Annotated in this window: 14 protein-coding genes; 4 read left to right on the top strand and 10 right to left on the bottom strand. The window is 52.2% G+C overall.

Features of this window, described 5'->3' with window-relative positions; genetic code table 11:
* Nucleotides 1–24: 24 nt before the first annotated feature.
* Entirely contained in the window at nucleotides 25–927 is a 903-nt protein-coding gene (locus tag QLG07_RS04385; RefSeq protein ID WP_282468570.1) for an NAD-dependent epimerase/dehydratase family protein, read from the bottom strand.
* Between the two features lie 17 nt (nucleotides 928–944).
* The gene (locus tag QLG07_RS04380; protein WP_282468569.1) at nucleotides 945–2,684 is read right to left on the bottom strand and encodes a fatty acyl-AMP ligase; all 1,740 of its coding nucleotides are present in this window, start codon (nucleotides 2,682–2,684) and stop codon (nucleotides 945–947) included.
* 388 nt (nucleotides 2,685–3,072) lie between these two features.
* On the opposite strand from QLG07_RS04380, the gene QLG07_RS04375 reads away from it, so the two are divergent.
* The gene (locus QLG07_RS04375) at nucleotides 3,073–4,197 is read left to right on the top strand and encodes an N-acetyltransferase (RefSeq protein ID WP_282468568.1); all 1,125 of its coding nucleotides are present in this window, start codon (nucleotides 3,073–3,075) and stop codon (nucleotides 4,195–4,197) included.
* Nucleotides 4,198–4,427: 230 nt separating this feature from the next.
* Here QLG07_RS04375 and QLG07_RS04370 read toward each other — a convergent pair whose 3' ends face one another.
* The 8 genes from QLG07_RS04370 to QLG07_RS04335 form a co-directional block, all read right to left on the bottom strand.
* Nucleotides 4,428–5,279 (bottom strand): aldo/keto reductase, encoded by an 852-nt coding sequence (locus QLG07_RS04370; protein WP_187498421.1) that lies wholly within the window; start codon nucleotides 5,277–5,279, stop codon nucleotides 4,428–4,430.
* A gap of 132 nt (nucleotides 5,280–5,411) precedes the next feature.
* Nucleotides 5,412–6,476, bottom strand: coding sequence for an alpha/beta fold hydrolase (locus tag QLG07_RS04365; protein ID WP_282468567.1), 1,065 nt, complete (start codon nucleotides 6,474–6,476; stop codon nucleotides 5,412–5,414).
* A 107-nt stretch (nucleotides 6,477–6,583) separates the two neighbouring features.
* Nucleotides 6,584–7,168: a flavodoxin gene (locus QLG07_RS04360; protein WP_282468566.1), complete on the bottom strand. Its 585-nt coding sequence runs from the start codon at nucleotides 7,166–7,168 to the stop codon at nucleotides 6,584–6,586.
* A gap of 9 nt (nucleotides 7,169–7,177) precedes the next feature.
* Nucleotides 7,178–7,939 (bottom strand): carboxymuconolactone decarboxylase family protein, encoded by a 762-nt coding sequence (locus tag QLG07_RS04355; protein WP_187498418.1) that lies wholly within the window; start codon nucleotides 7,937–7,939, stop codon nucleotides 7,178–7,180.
* The gene (locus tag QLG07_RS04350) at nucleotides 7,917–8,396 is read right to left on the bottom strand and encodes a cupin domain-containing protein (protein ID WP_282468565.1); all 480 of its coding nucleotides are present in this window, start codon (nucleotides 8,394–8,396) and stop codon (nucleotides 7,917–7,919) included. The genes QLG07_RS04355 and QLG07_RS04350 overlap by 23 nt, the downstream gene beginning before the upstream one ends.
* Nucleotides 8,397–8,459: 63 nt before the next feature.
* A complete protein-coding gene (locus QLG07_RS04345; protein WP_282468564.1) occupies nucleotides 8,460–9,905 on the bottom strand; it encodes a heavy metal sensor histidine kinase in 1,446 nt (481 codons plus the stop codon).
* 15 nt (nucleotides 9,906–9,920) lie between these two features.
* Complete coding sequence (locus QLG07_RS04340) at nucleotides 9,921–10,601, bottom strand: heavy metal response regulator transcription factor (protein WP_282468563.1); 681 nt, start codon at nucleotides 10,599–10,601, stop codon at nucleotides 9,921–9,923.
* A 14-nt stretch (nucleotides 10,602–10,615) separates the two neighbouring features.
* Nucleotides 10,616–11,782: an aldo/keto reductase gene (locus tag QLG07_RS04335; RefSeq protein ID WP_282468562.1), complete on the bottom strand. Its 1,167-nt coding sequence runs from the start codon at nucleotides 11,780–11,782 to the stop codon at nucleotides 10,616–10,618.
* A gap of 273 nt (nucleotides 11,783–12,055) precedes the next feature.
* Here QLG07_RS04335 and QLG07_RS04330 point away from each other — a divergent pair, with 273 nt between their 5' ends.
* From QLG07_RS04330 to QLG07_RS04320, 3 genes are all read left to right on the top strand, one after another.
* Nucleotides 12,056–13,081: an alpha/beta hydrolase gene (locus tag QLG07_RS04330; protein WP_282468599.1), complete on the top strand. Its 1,026-nt coding sequence runs from the start codon at nucleotides 12,056–12,058 to the stop codon at nucleotides 13,079–13,081.
* Nucleotides 13,082–13,462: 381 nt separating this feature from the next.
* A complete protein-coding gene (locus QLG07_RS04325; RefSeq protein ID WP_282468561.1) occupies nucleotides 13,463–14,656 on the top strand; it encodes an MFS transporter in 1,194 nt (397 codons plus the stop codon).
* A gap of 46 nt (nucleotides 14,657–14,702) precedes the next feature.
* Nucleotides 14,703–15,209 carry an ATP-binding protein gene (locus tag QLG07_RS04320; RefSeq protein ID WP_282468598.1) on the top strand — a complete coding sequence of 169 codons (507 nt, stop codon included), beginning with the start codon at nucleotides 14,703–14,705 and terminating at the stop codon, nucleotides 15,207–15,209.
* The last annotated feature ends 552 nt before the right edge of the window (nucleotides 15,210–15,761 follow it).

Genomic DNA, 15,761 nt, shown 5'->3' with positions numbered 1-15,761 from the left:
TCGTCACTTCCCTTTATCAGATGTTTAAAACCAGCCTTCACGCAGTGCATGCTGCAAAGTGATTTTTGGAAACCAATCAATATCTTCAGATAAACTGTTGTTGCTTGCCGACCAGTCGTGGTGGGTAAGCTCCTGGATTTTGCTACGGGTCAGCATCGGTTCTTTACCCGCAATACGGCAGGCAAATACGTTAATATCAGCCAGCCATTTCAGTAGCGGTAACGGGACGCCGATTAAGCGCACCGGGCCGCGTCGCACCTCCGCGCCAATCAGGCGCAGACTCTCCCAGCTATATCCCGTACTTAACCCGTCACAGAGTTCATAGGGTTGGGGTAAGGGATTTATGGCGCAGAGCCATTGGCTAACTGCTTCAGCCAAATCACTGACGTGAAGAAACGACAGCCTGGCGTCAGGCGCGCCCGTGCGCGGCAGTACGCCGCGTAGCAGCCAGCTAAGCACTGGCTTTAACTCTTTATCACCCGGCCCGTACACTGCCGTGGGGCGAAAAATTCCCAGCGCAACGGGTGACGCCTGGGCGCTTAACTGCTGTTCCGCGACATATTTTGACTTCGCATACCAGGAAAGGTCGGGATGGCGTGCGGCCAGAGAGGAGATAAATAACAAGCGCTGGCAGCGGCCGCTCTCCTTTGCCGCCTGCAGCAGATTCAGGCTGCCGCCGACATTGCAGCGGGTGAAAACCGCTTCATTGTGCCCGCGCACCTGGCCTGCACAGTGAACGACACTGTCCGCGCCGCTCACCAGTTCCGCCAGAGATGCGGGCTGCTGCAAGTCTCCCTGAACCCACTGGAGATGGTTGATCGACTGGCGAGATGCCTGGCGCGTCAGTGCTCTGAGGGAAAAGCCGCGCGCCAGTAAGTTGTCGGCAATATGCCGGCCGATAAAACCGGTCGCGCCGGTTATGGCCACGACTGCTCTCCTGTTCACTAACCTGCCAGCTCGGTTTGAGGGTTGATCGCTACGCCAAGGGCGCTGAGGTAACGCTTCTTCGCTTCGGCACGGGCGGGCTTGCCTGAAGAGGTGCGCGGGATGCTGTGCGGTGGCAGCAGTTCGATATCAACCGTCACGCCGAACTCGCTTTGAATATGGGCCATCAGTGAATGCACGATCTGCTGCCGGCGCTCTTGCGAACTCACTTTGCACTGGATCTGCAAGATAATGCGTGCCCCTTCATCCTGCCCGGCTGAGGTCACAAAGGCTATTGCATCACCTGAATGAATCTCAGGTTCCTGCTCAGCGACATACTCAATATCCTGTGGCCAGATATTGCGGCCGCGAATGATAATCAGGTCTTTCTTACGGCCGGTGACAAACAGATAACCCTGATGCAAATAGCCCAGGTCACCGGTATCCATCCATCCGCTCGCCTGGATTTTCTGCTGCGAAGCGGCATCCTGAAAATAACCGCTCATCAGGCTGGGACCGGATATACAGATATGCCCCACCTGACGTTCAGGCAGTGGCGTGCCGTCCTCGCTACGCACTTCAATACGGTGACCCGGCAACGCCTTGCCGCAGTTAACAAAGGTCGAGGTGGCTTTGGTGCTGGGCGTGGGCGCGACGGCCCGGCTGTGATATTCGAGAATTTCACGGTCGACACAGTCGGTCAACGTCCCTGAGGCCGCGGGTGAGAAGCAGACGGCAAGGGTGTTTTCCGCCAAACCGTAGCAGGGCATAAAGGCGTGGCTATCGAAATTGACCTGGCGAAAGTGCTGCGCAAAATGCGTCAGCTGCTCGGCGGAAATGCTTTCTGCCCCAACGCCCGCCACGCGCCAGCTGGAGAGATCGATTTCAGCCAGCGCTGTATCGTTACAGCGGCGCAGGCAGAGATCGTAACCGAAAGGGGGAGCAACAGAGATGCTGCAGCGGTTTTTACTAATCAGCTTGAGCCACTGCATCGGGCGCATGGCGAAGTCCTGCGTGCGCAGATAATCCACCGATAGCTGGGTGGCTAACGGCGTCAGCAGAAAGCCAACCAATCCCATATCGTGATAAAACGGCAGCCAGGAAACGCAGCGATCGCCGGCGCGCAGTTTTATTCCGTCGTGACTGATGGCCTGCAGATTGGCCATCACGGCGCGATGGGTAATGACCACGCCGCGCGGAAAACGCGTGCTGCCCGAGGTGTATTGCAGATAGGCAATATCGTCAGGCGACAAAGCGGGCATGCCAGCTGTCCCGGCGGGTAAGGCGTGCAAAGCCTGATGGCTAAGGATGTGCATGCCCGGATTATTAACGCTGGCGGAGCGGATGATGGGTAACCACTCCTCACTCCCCACGATCGCCGCAGGCTGACAATTTGTCATTAAGCCCTGCAGCCTGGAGATATACGAATCCCGCTGACCGACCCCCATTGGGATAGCGAGCGGTACTGCGACTAAACCCGCATACTGGCAGGCGAAGAACGCCTCGACGAATCCCGGGCAGGTTTCAGCGAGCAGGGCGACACGGTCACCTTTTTTTAGCTTAAGCGCTAATAACCGCTGGGCCATTGCCAGGGCACGCTGTTTCAACGTGCGGTACTCCAATACGGCAGTGAGCTGATTGTGCCGATCGTAGAAATTCATTCCCGTGCTTCCGCTGGCAGCATAATTTAATGCTTCCACTAAGGTGGGGAAATCAGCATAGCGCATAGGAAGAGAATGGATTGAACTCGTTTCAGACATATGCAATAAAGCCATTGATTAAAAACCGCCAGATAACTCCGAGAAGTACGCAGGGTAGAGGTTGTTTTTTGTTAAACGTCACGCGAAAAAATATCGGTAAGGGTGTTGGGTGAAAAATGGCTCAGTTTTATTTTGATAAACGATTAGCATAAAAACCTCATGCCCGATGAAAAACATAGCGGGAGTAAGTATGACGCGCCATTTTTAAAAAGTGTATGGTTTATTCCACATTGAGGGTGTTAAACGCATCTAGTGGTAAAGACGAACAGATTCATTCCGCTAATTTCCGTCATCACTGGCTCAGAGGGTAGGTGCTAATACAGTGCCAGATAAGTTAATTCTTAAATACTTGCTGTGCTTTCATGAATTGAAATAAGTCAGGGTGGTTATGATCCGCATCGAGAAAGTCATTAATAAGCAGGACCTTAAAAGTTTCATTGCGTTTCCCTCCACGCTATATCACAACGATCCAGGCTGGATAGCGCCATTATATATGGAGCGCATGGAGCATCTTTCTGAGAAAAATCCAGGCAATGAGCATATCGAATGGCAGGCATGGGTAGCCAGGAAAAACAATGTTATTGTTGGCCGGATAACGGCACAAATAGACACGCTTCACCGTGAACTTTATGGTGAGGATACCGGCCATTTTGGCATGATTGACGCGATTAAAGATCAGGAGGTATTTAGCGCGCTGTTTAGCGCAGCGGAAAGCTGGCTGAAGTCCAAAGGTGCCAGAAAAATAACCGGCCCCTTTGGGCTCAATATCAATCAGGAGAGTGGCTTATTAATTAACGGCTTTAACACACCGCCGTCGGCCATGATGACTCATGGTAAAACCTATTATGCCCGCGCGCTGGAGCAGCAGGGATACCGTAAAGGTACTGACCTGCTGGCCTATTGGATGCAGCGCAGCGATCTTCATTTCCCCAAGCCTTTATTCACGCTGATGGACAGAGTGCGAAAAAAGGTGACCGTTCGCACTATTAATCGCCAGCGCTTTGCTGAAGAGATGCAGATAATGCGGCAGATTTTCAACTCAGGCTGGCAGAATAACTGGGGATTTGTGCCGTTCACCGAGCATGAATTTGCAGTGATGGGAGAGCAGCTCAAGCATCTGGTGCCAGACGATATGATCTATATTGCTGAAATAGATGACAAACCCTGTGCCTTTATTGTCGGCTTACCCAACCTCAATGAGGCTATTCGCGATCTCAACGGCCGCTTACTGCCTTTTGGCTGGGCGAAACTGTTATGGCGCCTGAAGGTCAGCGGGGTGCGCACCGCACGCGTGCCGTTAATGGGGGTGGTGCAGGAGTATCAATTTAGCCGCACTGGGCCGATTATTGCTCTGCTGCTGATTGAAGCGCTGCGCGATCCCTTTGCCAGACGTCAGATCGACGCGCTGGAGATGTCGTGGATCCTCGAATCCAACAGCGGGATGCGCCATATCCTCGAGCGTATCGGCGCGGTGGCCTATAAGCGCTATCGGCTGTATGAGAAGCAGCTGTGATAACGAGGCCACCGGAGGCGTATATGCAGGTGTTCTCCGGCCACAGGTGGGGGGCAAGCGAGCCTCCCGCTAAGAAGTGGGTTTCTTAGCGGAGGTCCCACGCGGAGGTAATTTAACTTCGCGCTTTTTTTAATACCGGCGCCATAAGGCTTCGCTGATAATCTCTTGATTAATGCAAAGGCCATACAGTTAACGTTTTAGCATTGAATGAATACCTGCCTTACCGCGGCTCAAACATCAAGTTTGCGGCCAGTCAGCCATTCCACCATCGCTGGATCACGGTGAGAGAAGAAGGCACTGGTTGCGGTATCGAGGGCGGCGATCTGCAGCATATCTTCCGGGCTGAGTTCAAAATCGAGAATGTTGATATTCTCTTCCATGCGCTCTTTTCGCACCGATTTCGCCAGCGAAACGATGCCACGCTGGAAGACCCACCTCAGGACAACCTGACCCACGGTTTTGCCGTATTTCTTACCAATTTCCATTAACACGGGATGCTGAAACAGCCCATTTTTACCTTCAGCAAACGGTGCCCAGGCTTCTGGCTGAATGCCACGGCTTTGCATCCATGGCACGGCATGCAGCTGCTGATTGAAGGGATTGACTTCAATCTGGTTCACTGCAGGGGCAACGTTGTTGAAGGCGATAAGATCGGCCAGTCTGTCAGGCTGGAAGTTACTAACGCCAATGGCGCGAATTTTGCCTGCCTGCTGCAACTCCTCCATGGCACGCCAGGCACCATGGACATCACCGTAAGGCTGGTGGATCAGGTACAGGTCAACGTAGTCAAGTTGCAGTCGATTAAGGGAGCGTTCGAACTGTGCTTTAGCGCCCTGGTAATTTGTATCCTGTAGCCAAAGTTTGGTTGTGACAAAGAGTTCGTCACGTGCGATACCGGTCTGTTTCAGAGCGTTCCCGACCTGGGTTTCATTCTGGTAAGACGCAGCGGTATCTATCAGGCGGTATCCCGCATCGATGGCATCAATAACGGCGCGCTCACATTCCGCGGCATCCGTCATCTGGAAGACACCAAAGCCCAGCAGGGGCATTTCAATACCGGTGTTCAGTTTTACAGTTTGCATGATCCTATCCTTTCGCTGTTGTCGAGGAAAAGCATAACGCAAGGTGATTTATTTGATTAGAGGGTGTAATGCGCTAGGGGTCATGAGCAGGGCTCATAAATATTGACTGAACCCTGCTTCTGGTTTACGAAACTACTGTAGGTGTTTCTCTTTCAGGAATTTGTTGACCAGGTCGGCTATCTGAACATTATTCAAATCCGAGAATGGGAAGTGAGTATTACCTTTGATACCCACTTCAGGCAGATGCATAACCGTTACATCCCCGCCATGCTTGTTCACCACGTCACGCCACTCACGCGCCATTGCCAGACGTACTCGCCAGCTGTCCTGTGCGGGCATGGCTACAGGCTTATCCGGTATGTTATCTCCGTAAATAATCAGAATCGGGATTTTAGTCAGCGCTATAAACTGTTCCATCGGCACGGGTTCGCCTTTAAGCGTGTCGAACGCGCTAGGCATAGGGGTAGGGAGTTCTCTCTGCGGGAAGACAAAGCTGCTGCCTGGCTCAAAGGCGACAATGGCTTTGACCTTGTCATTTTTCATCGCTGTGTACCAGCCTGGTCCGCCGCCCTGAGAGTGAGTGAAAAGGATTGCCGGACCGGATTTATCCACTACGGCGGACATCGCATCAGAGATAACATTAATATCAAACGGCCCGGTATTTGGGGTCATCTGACGAAAATACTGATTCAGAGTTTCTTTATCGTGAGAGAATTGCACATCTTTAAAATACTCAGGCCAGACACCAACACGGAACTGATTGAACCACATCTGCTCATCCGGCTTTGGTGAAACAGTACCTTCTACAGTCGTGCGCCCGGCGCTGCCACGACGTGGCTGATCGACAAGATAGGTTGAGAATCCACGGCGCAGGAATATGTTCTGGAACCCTTCGCGACCATCCGGGGTGCTTTCCCATGTACGGGAGAACTGACCTGCACCGTGCAGCATGACGATGGGGTATTTATGCGGATTCTCCGGGATTTGGTAGAATACCGATGCATGATCGCCATGATAAGTTTGGCCAGCAGAGTCCATCGGTTTTTTCGCGTCAAATTTTCCGGGGGCGGTGGTGATAGTACCGCCAGCAGAAAAACTTCCCTGTTCCTGAATAACCAGTGGCTCGGCGCTGACTGATTGAGCTACCAGGCCACCCGCCATCATGCATATGGCCAGCGTTTTTAACATCGTCTTCAAGATTACATCCTCGGTTATGTTTGCCGTTAAATCATATCTGAGTTGTCAGGGTTAATTATCTAGCAGCCTTGATCGCCCTTATTGGGCTGACTCATGAATACGGACGATTAGCCGCGTACCGTATCTAACCAACTGATAACCGTTTCTGTGGTTCTTCGCTCCTGGTCGCATTCTATGACCAGCGGTTTTTCCCAACGGGCAGTGGGGGCCAGGCTTGCAAGTATCTCGTCGCTGTCTCCTTTACCGTAGCCGCCGTGAGTAATGAAGGGGATGAGTAATTTGCCCGCAAGGTTAAGGCTGCTGATAAATGTTTGCACTACGGGCGGCACGCTGGTCCCCCAGATAGGAAAGCCTAAATACACCGTCTCATAGCGTGAGATATCTGCGACGCTATTCTTTAATGCTGGTTTTGCTCCCCGTTCGCGTTCATCTTTTACCTGTTCAACGGTCTGAAAATAGTCTTCCGGATAAGGTGCGGCCGGTTCAATCTCAAACAGATCGGTTTTCAGGCTGCGGTGAATGACGCCCGCAATCACTCGTGTGTTACCGCTGCGAGAAAGGTACGCCACCAGAATAGGGCTTTTACCCTGCACGTTTGCGATTCCGCTCGCAGCTGTTGCCCGGGTGGCATTCGCTAGCGTGAGCCCGGCAAGCGCAGTAATCAACATTCTGCGGGTGGGATCATGTTCCATAATCAACTCCTAATTATTTGCGAGCACCTGTTGCAGCGCCTTTTCAACCCTCACAGCCGCATCATCCTCGCCATGATCACGCAGAACGCGTGCCAGTTGGTGTAACTGCGTTACCGTCAGGCCGACCCGTAGGCTGGCTCGCGTATGCGATAACAGCTGCGATTCAACGCCCGGCGTGGCGGCTAATGCGCCCACCGTTGCCAGCTCGCGACTTTGCCAGTCGAGGTTATCGCGGGCGAAAATGTCGCCGAACAGATGCGTTTGTAGAAATTGATTAATGACAGGGGCAAAATCAAATAAGGGGCCCTGGACCGGAGCGCCTGAAATTTTAGTCTGGTTTGCAGTACCGACTCGGCGAAGCTCATCTCCGACAGGGATGGGGGCGACAGGTTCTTTACCCTCAACGTCTTCGATACCACGTTGCTTACGCGCTTCGACGACCTTCATCAGTTCACTCAGCGCATTCAGGCTACGGGGGAAACCCGTGTAGGCATAGAGCTGGACGAGAATCTCTTTGCTTTCGTTTATTGTGAGCCCTGCGTCAAGTCCCTGATTCAGAGAAGCATTGAGCTTATCCATCTGACTACTGGCCATCGATGCCGCAATCAAAGGAATAACCTGCTGGCGAGCTGACAGCGTATCTGAAACCGCTTGTTCATGGTTCATTTCTGAGGTTCCTTTGTTGAAGAGCGCAGCATTTGCCGTGAGACCAAAACCCAAGGTCAGTATTACCGCAGCCATTAATGCCTTAACGGGCATGGTATTGTTCATCTGTTACTTCCTCCATCCAGTTAACGCTTTTGCCATCCACAATCCCGGTTATCGCCAGGTGCGTCATCGCGCTGCCAGGTGCCCCCCCGTGCCAGTGTTTAACGCCTGCCGGGCAAGAGATGACATCACCCGCACGGATCATCTGCACCGGCTGGCCTGCTTGCTGGGTGAGCCCAACACCAGAGGTCACTATTAGCCGCTGACCGGCAGGATGCGTATGCCAGGCGGAGCGGGCACCAGGTTCAAAGGTGACATAAGCCCCGGAAACCTGGATCTCGTTATCCGGTTTAAAGAGGGGATCAACCCGGACTCGACCGGTAAAGTTCTCAGCTGTTCCATACACCGCTTTCTGACTTCCTGCGGGAGCGATATTGACAGCGGGATTTTGTTCCGCTGCCCAGGATGAAAAAGTAATGAGAGGCAGTAACAGCCCGAGGTAACGTAAATGTCCGATCATGCAAAGCGTCCTTATCAATGAACAGGGGATGGCCTGCGATAATTTTATCGAGGGGTGATGACTTCAGGCTGACGCCCTCCTGACAATTGTGTCAGTTACCCTTAGTCCCGGCTGAGTATTGCTCGCCGTTTTATCCGCTTGCATGGCAAAGGTGAGGCCAAATGTATTGGTGCCACCTTCACTACGCGCAAAGACCTCCCCCCGGTGCATAATGGCGACTGCACGTACGATTGATAAACCCAGTCCGTGATGGGTATCGCTCCTGGCTCTGGAGGTGTCAACGCGATAGAACCGCTCAAAAAGCCGATGTAGATGCTCTGGCGCTATCGGATCGCCAGAGTTAGAAACTTCAACACAGGCTTGATGATTCTTTTCGCTTAACCGCACCGTAACTGTGCTATTGGGAGGAGAATGTCTTGCGCTATTTTCCAGTAAATTTGCCAGTGAGCGGTGAAATAGTCGCCGGTCGATGAGTGCGGTGACGTCGCCCTCAACATCCAAGGAAAGCTTTTTTTCGGCAAAAGAAGGTTCAACATACTCCGCTGTTTTCAGCGTTTCTTCTCGCAGATACACCTGCGTAAGCTGGGAAGCATGTTCACCCGCGTGTGCATGAGACATGAACAGCATGTCGTTTACGATCGACGTCATGCGTTCAAGCTCCTCAAGGTTTGAACCCAATAATTCTTCCAGTTCATCTTGTGAACGTCGACGTGATAGTCCCAGTTGCGTCTGGCCGATCAGGTTAGTCAGCGGTGTGCGGAGTTCGTGTGCAACATCGGCGTTAAAGCTTTCGAGCTGCCGCCAGGCGACCTCCTGCCGTTGTAGAACGCCATTGAAAGATGAGGCTAACTGCCGCAATTCTTCAGGTAATGAGTCAGTATCCAGGCGCTGACCATGATCTCCCGGTGCGAGATGTTGTGCCTGCTTACTGAGCATACCCACCGGACGCAGGCCAATCTTTGATACGATATATCCCAGCAACGCGACAATCACTACACCCAGTGCCGCAATAATCAATAGTGTCCGTGTGAACGCATCGAGCGTGCCCATGTACGGCGTGGAGTCGATGGCGACCACATAGCGCAGTTCGGGCCTTGCACCGTTCGCTGGGATGGTTTTCACTAACAGGAACAGTGAGCATGCCCCTTCCGATGCGCCGGGCACTTTATTAAAGCCTTCCTGCAATGAAGACCACTGGACACCCACCGGTGGCGTGCCCCCTATGCCAAAGCGTGGGTTATCGCTCACTATCCAGTAGCGAACGCGCTCACCTTCAGAATTGGTTAACACAGTGAATTTATTGGCAAGCTGAGACCAGCCTTCAGAAGAGGATCGTGCGGTTATCCACGGACTCATTAAGGATTCACGGAACAACAGTTCATTGTGCATCTGCTTTTGCAAAGAGTCATGCAAGGAGCTTCTTAGCAAGATCCCGATAAAGGAGACAATCAGCAGCGCGGCAGCGGCAAACATCAGCGCCAGGTGAACGGAGATGGAACGCTTAAGCATGCTTATCCCCTTCATTTAATCAGACCGGACTTCGAGCACATATCCCATGCCACGAACGGTATGTAACAGTTTGATAGTGAATGGAGCATCAACTTTGGATCGTAGACGTTTAATGGCGACTTCAACCACGTTGGCATCGCTGTCAAAATTCATGTCCCATATCTGCTCAGCAATCATCATCTTTGACAGAATCTCCCCCTGATGCCGGGCCAGAAGGCTCAACAGGGAAAATTCTTTTGCCGTCAGTTCCAGTCGCGTTCCTGCGCGAAATACCCGGCGAGCCAGTATGTCGAGATGCAAATCGTGAATTTGCAACTGGGTGATGTCTGCGCCATCCGTAGCGCGGCGACGCACCAGTGCCTGAATGCGCGCCACCAGTTCAATAAGCGAAAAGGGTTTGGGGAGATAATCATCAGCACCAAGACGAAGGCCTTTGACGCGCTCGTCAACCGATCCCCGCGCAGAAAGCATCAGCACCGGCGTCTGTTTGACGGCTCGCACTCCCTCAAGCAATCGGTAGCCATCCATGCCAGGCAACATCACATCAAGGATTATTGCGTCGTAGTCGAACTCCAGTGCGTAATGAAGACCTTCAGCACCATCTGCAGAGACATCTACCGTAAATCCGGACTCGCTCAACGCCCGGCTGAGGTAGGTTGACGTTTTTTCTTCATCTTCGACTAACAACAGGCGCATTACGGGACTTCCTCTTAACTTTTCAACGGTGCTTCAACATCGGAATAAACCTGCACGGCATCCGGCAGACGTTGCCCCTGAATAGCGATGGCATCCAGAGAGCGAGTGAGCTCGGTCATCTCTGTGGTTGTCAGCGCCACACCGGTGGCCGCTGTGTTTTGCAGCATATGGTCTTTATTGGTAGTGCCCGGGATGGGGACTATCCAGGGTTGACGGGCCAGCAGCCATGCCAGCGCAATCTGGCCCGGGGCGGCATTTTTTCTTGTTGCCCAGGATTTTAGTAGCTCTACCAGCTGTAAGTTATGTGGAAGGTTGTCAGGCGAAAAGCGCGTTTCTGTGGCACGGAAATCACCGGCAGCGAACCGGGTATTCTCATCAATCCAGCCCGTCAAAAACTGCACGCCGAGCGGACTCCATGGCACGAACCCAATTCCCAGCTCTTCACACACCGGAAGTACCTGCTTTTCAGGTCCACGCCAGAGCATAGAGTATTCGCTTTGTACCGCGGTAACGGGTAATACAGCATGGGCGCGTCTCAGCGTGTTAATGCCCATTTCAGACAGCCCCCAGTGCAGGACTTTTCCCTGATCCATTAAATCCTGAATTGCACCGGCGACATCTTCGATCGGAACTTGAGGATCAACCCGATGCTGATACAGCAAATCGATGCGGTCGGTACGCAGCCGTTTGAGCATATTTTCGACGACCAGTCTGATATGCTGCGGTCTGCTATTAAGACCCGGCAGGCGCTTACCTGTCTGCTGATCAATGTTCCAGCCAAACTTAGTGGCGATAACGATTTTGTCCCTGAAAGGGGCTACGCCTTCTCCGAGAATTTTTTCTACTTCAAGGGGGCCGTAGGCTTCAGCAGCGTCAAAGAACGTCACTCCCTCATCAAATGCCCGCTGGATAACATTGACCATCTCGGGACGCCAGGGAACAGAGGTATCGTATTTGCGACTCATGTTCTGGACGCCCAGCCCGACGGCAGAGACTTCCAGCTTACCGAGTTTTCGCTTGCCCGGAGCCGAAAGGGGCAGGCTGGTTGGTCGGGATGAATCGACCTGAGAGGAGCGACTCGCTGCCGATACGTGGGGGATCAGTGAGGCGGCGGCAATACCCGCCCCGGCGACTAATAGCTTGCGTCGCTCTGGCATTGTTGGATTATTCTGGTTTTTCATTGATCGCTCCTTTTCTCAGAAAGTTGAACATGAATCTCATTTCAGCAAGACTATTCTGCCGCTTATTTGCCAACATAAAGCTGACGGTTAGCTGACAGAATTGTCAGAAACGCTGCCCATCTCAGCCCGTTTCCTGACAAAAATGTTATTTTCCTGTCACGATGCTGACAGTCCTCTCTCTCTAATCTGAGTCTGCAAATTTGATTCCGCCAGCCTGCATAACCCGGCTGACACTCATCGGGAGAGACCATGAAATTCACGCTTATCAGTGCAATGTTGCTAACGGCGATGGCCGGAGTAACCTCAGTCAATGCGGCTGATTACAAAAAAAATCCATTCACACTGGTCTATGACGGTGCCATCACTGAGAACATCAAAGGCAAGGTCAACATTCATCCGGAAAAATACGATCTTCATGGTATCCAGATTGCCGCGAATGTTTATACGCCTGCGAACTATGATCCCGCCAAAAAATACCCTGCTGTGGTGGTCGCACATCCTAATGGTGGCGTAAAAGAGCAGGTCGCGGGTTTGTATGCGCAGCGCCTTGCCGGGCAGGGATACATCACCATTACCGCAGATGCGGCTTATCAAGGTGCCAGCGGTGGGATGCCTCGTAGCGTGGATAAACCGGCTAACCGTATCGAGGATATCCACGGCATGGCAGACTACATCAGCCAGTATCCGGGGGTTGATACTTCCCGCCTCGGTCTGCTTGGCATTTGTGGAGGCGGCGGATATTCACTGGTTGCCGCCGAGACGGACAAACGTTTCAAATCAATTGCAACCCTCAGCATGTTTAATTCCGGTCTTGTACGCCGCAATGGTATGCAGGATTCACAGCTGGATACTCTCCAGCAGCGTCTTCAGCAGGCTTCTGACGCACGCGCTCAAGAAGCCGCTGGTGGCGAGGTACTTTACTCAGGTGATGCAAACCTGAGCAGTGAACAGATTGCAAAATTACCATTTGCGTTATATCGACAGGGCTACGAGTACTACTGGAAAACCCACGCTCACCCAAACTCAACGTTTAAATACACCACAAGCAGCCTGTTAGACTTGATGAACTTTGACGTGACGGACCATATCAATCTCATCAATAAACCCCTGCTGATGATTGCCGGCACTAAAGCGGATACGCTCTATATGACTAAAGATGCATTTGCTAAAGCCACCGGTACGAATGACAAAGAACTCTTCCTGATCGAGGGTGCTACCCATATCGAGACCTACTGGGTTCCTGAGTACGTTAACCAGACAATGCAAAAATTAGATCTCTTCTTCGAGCAGCATATTTAACCACTCTCTGATGATATTTTCGGCCAGTCGTTCAGGCTGGCCATACCCGGGCACAATCACCGTAATTCGCACCTGACTCAAGAGTATCGAACTCGGCAGGAAAGATAATGCCGCACAACAACTAGCTGCTATGAATGAAATTCATAAAACCACCGCAATCTGCGGTCATTAATTTTTTAATGGGAAGCTGTTTGCCAGACCGTTTCCTCGCCAGCGGGTACACCTCATCGCTACAATACTGTATTGGAGAGTAATCGATTACTTTTAAATCACCCTGCGTTTTGTAAAACTGTGATGTGGCTCAAATTAGTTTAGAATCTTGTCAGGTTTTGCCTGCAAGGGTTTTAAGCCACTGAAATTTGAAACCTGTAAGGGGGAGTTTTGCAAAACCAGAATGTTTTGAGTGCCGCAGCGGCGCGCTGGGCTATCTTCGCGCTGGCGTTAGGTGGGTTCGGTATTGGCACCGGCGAATTTATCATCATGGGATTGTTACCGGGCGTCGCCAGCTCTTTCCACATCACTGAACCGCAGGCCGGTAATGCGATTGCCAGCTATGCGCTTGGGGTGGTGGTGGGCGCACCGGTGATTGCGGTGATTGCGGCGCGGATGGTGAGAAAACATCTGCTGCTGGCATTAATGGCGCTGTTTTTTATTGGCAACGTTGGCAGTGCGCTGGTGGGAAGCTATCACGGCCTGATTATCGCCCGCTTCCTGACGGGCTTACCGCACGGTGCCTATTTTGGCGTAGCGTCGCTGGTGGCCGCTTCTCTGGTTCCGGCAGGAAAGCGCGGCAGGGCGCTTAGTGCCCTGATGCTGGGGTTAACCATCGCCACGCTGATTGGCGTCCCGCTGGGATCGTGGGTAGGGCAAGTCTTTAACTGGCATGTGGTATTCGGTTTTGTCGGGATGATTGGCTTAGTCACCTGCATGCTGATATTGCGCTTTGTACCTGCCACACCGGCAGACAGCGATGCTCATCCGTTACGTGAACTGGGCGCGCTGAAAAACAGCCAGGTGTTGCTGACCCTACTGGTGGGGGCGATCGGCTTTGGCGGGATGTTTGCGGTGTTCAGCTACATTGCACCCACCCTGATGCACGTGGCGGGCATGTCCGCCCGGCTTATTCCGTGGGCCATGGCCGCGTTTGGCCTGGGGATGATTGTCGGGAATCTGGTGGGTGGCCGGCTGGCGGATAAAACCGTGCTGAAGGTGATAGGCTGGACGCTGCTGTGGAATATTTGCATTATGATTGTCTTCCCGCTGCTGGCAACGCAGGTCGCGGGGGGGATGCTGGCGACTTTCCTGATTGGTACCTCGTCGGTTTTACTGCCGTCACTGCAGATACGCCTGATGGACGTGGCGAAAGAGTCACAGACGTTAGCCGCCGCAATGAATCACTCCGCGCTGAATATTGCCAACGCGATGGGCGCCTATCTGGGCGGCATGGCGGTATCTTTAGGCTACGGCTGGATCGCGACCGCCTATGTGGGCGTGATTCTGGGCGTCACCGGACTGGTGGTGTATGCCTGTACCGTCTGGCAGGCGGGAAGAGTGCAGCCATGCAGTGAGTGTTAAGCGACAGTAAGGAGGGCCTTACTGTTAATTGTTAGCGAGATAAATGATGGATACCAATAGAGTCACCACAGCAGGAAAACCCACGCTGCACCTGCTGTGTGGAAAAATTGCATCAGGTAAATCCACGCTATCCGCGAAATTAGCTGCCTCGCCAGCCACCGTGCTCGTCAGTGAGGATCGGTGGCTGGCGGTGCTCTATGCCAATGAAATCCATTCAGTAGCCGATTATTTGCAGTGTTCCTCGAAGCTCCGCAGCGCCATCAAGCCCCACCTCGTATCGTTACTCAGAGCGGGTGTATCCGTCGTTCTGGATTTTCCGGCCAACACACCTACAAATCGTGAATGGATGATGAGTATCGTTAAGGAGTCAGGTGCCAGTCATCGTCTGCATTATCTGAAAGTCTCTGATGAGGTCTGTAAAGCCCGATTGCATGCCCGAAACGCAGAGGGTGTACACGACTTTAGCGCGACCGATCAACAATTCGAAATCATAACGCGCTATTTCTCCGCACCAACAGATGACGAAGGGTTTACTGTTATTGAGTACGGCTAAACGCAATTACATCAGGGTTGCGGCCCAGGATCGGCTATGACCCACTGGGCGTTGTGTTCAATACTGGTAGCGGTCATGGCAAGGCGAATTAGGTTGATTACGCCGATAAAAGGAAAGTAATGAAATAGGCGAATGAGAGTCACCATCGCTTTGCACAATCGTTGTGATAGGTTTTGCCAGCGATGTTAACGCTGAACTACGCCCGGTCGTATAGCAGCTGTTTTAAATTAATAACCGATGATGCACCACTATTAAGATGGTCAAATTTAGTCTGCCGCAACAACTTTCCTTAAAACTCAACGTGTAAAAATAAATCGAGAAGACCTTATTCCGGAGCGCCTGATATATTTAGATATTAAAGGGGCGGCTGGGAATAATTTTCTGATTCAGACAGGGTAAGGAGTTATTACAAGTAGCCAACAATTATTTAACTATAGCGTCAGGGTGTTTAACATAAACAGAGTGGCGTTAGGCGATATCATGCACTAGACTCACAGGGATAATAATAAACGCCATGCTTTTTTTATTTCTTCCTAATCGAATTTACAGCCT

The organism is Erwinia sp. V90_4, from assembly GCF_029967685.1.
GTDB lineage: Bacteria > Pseudomonadota > Gammaproteobacteria > Enterobacterales > Enterobacteriaceae > Erwinia > Erwinia aphidicola.
This window is presented reverse-complemented; position numbering and strand designations above follow the sequence as displayed.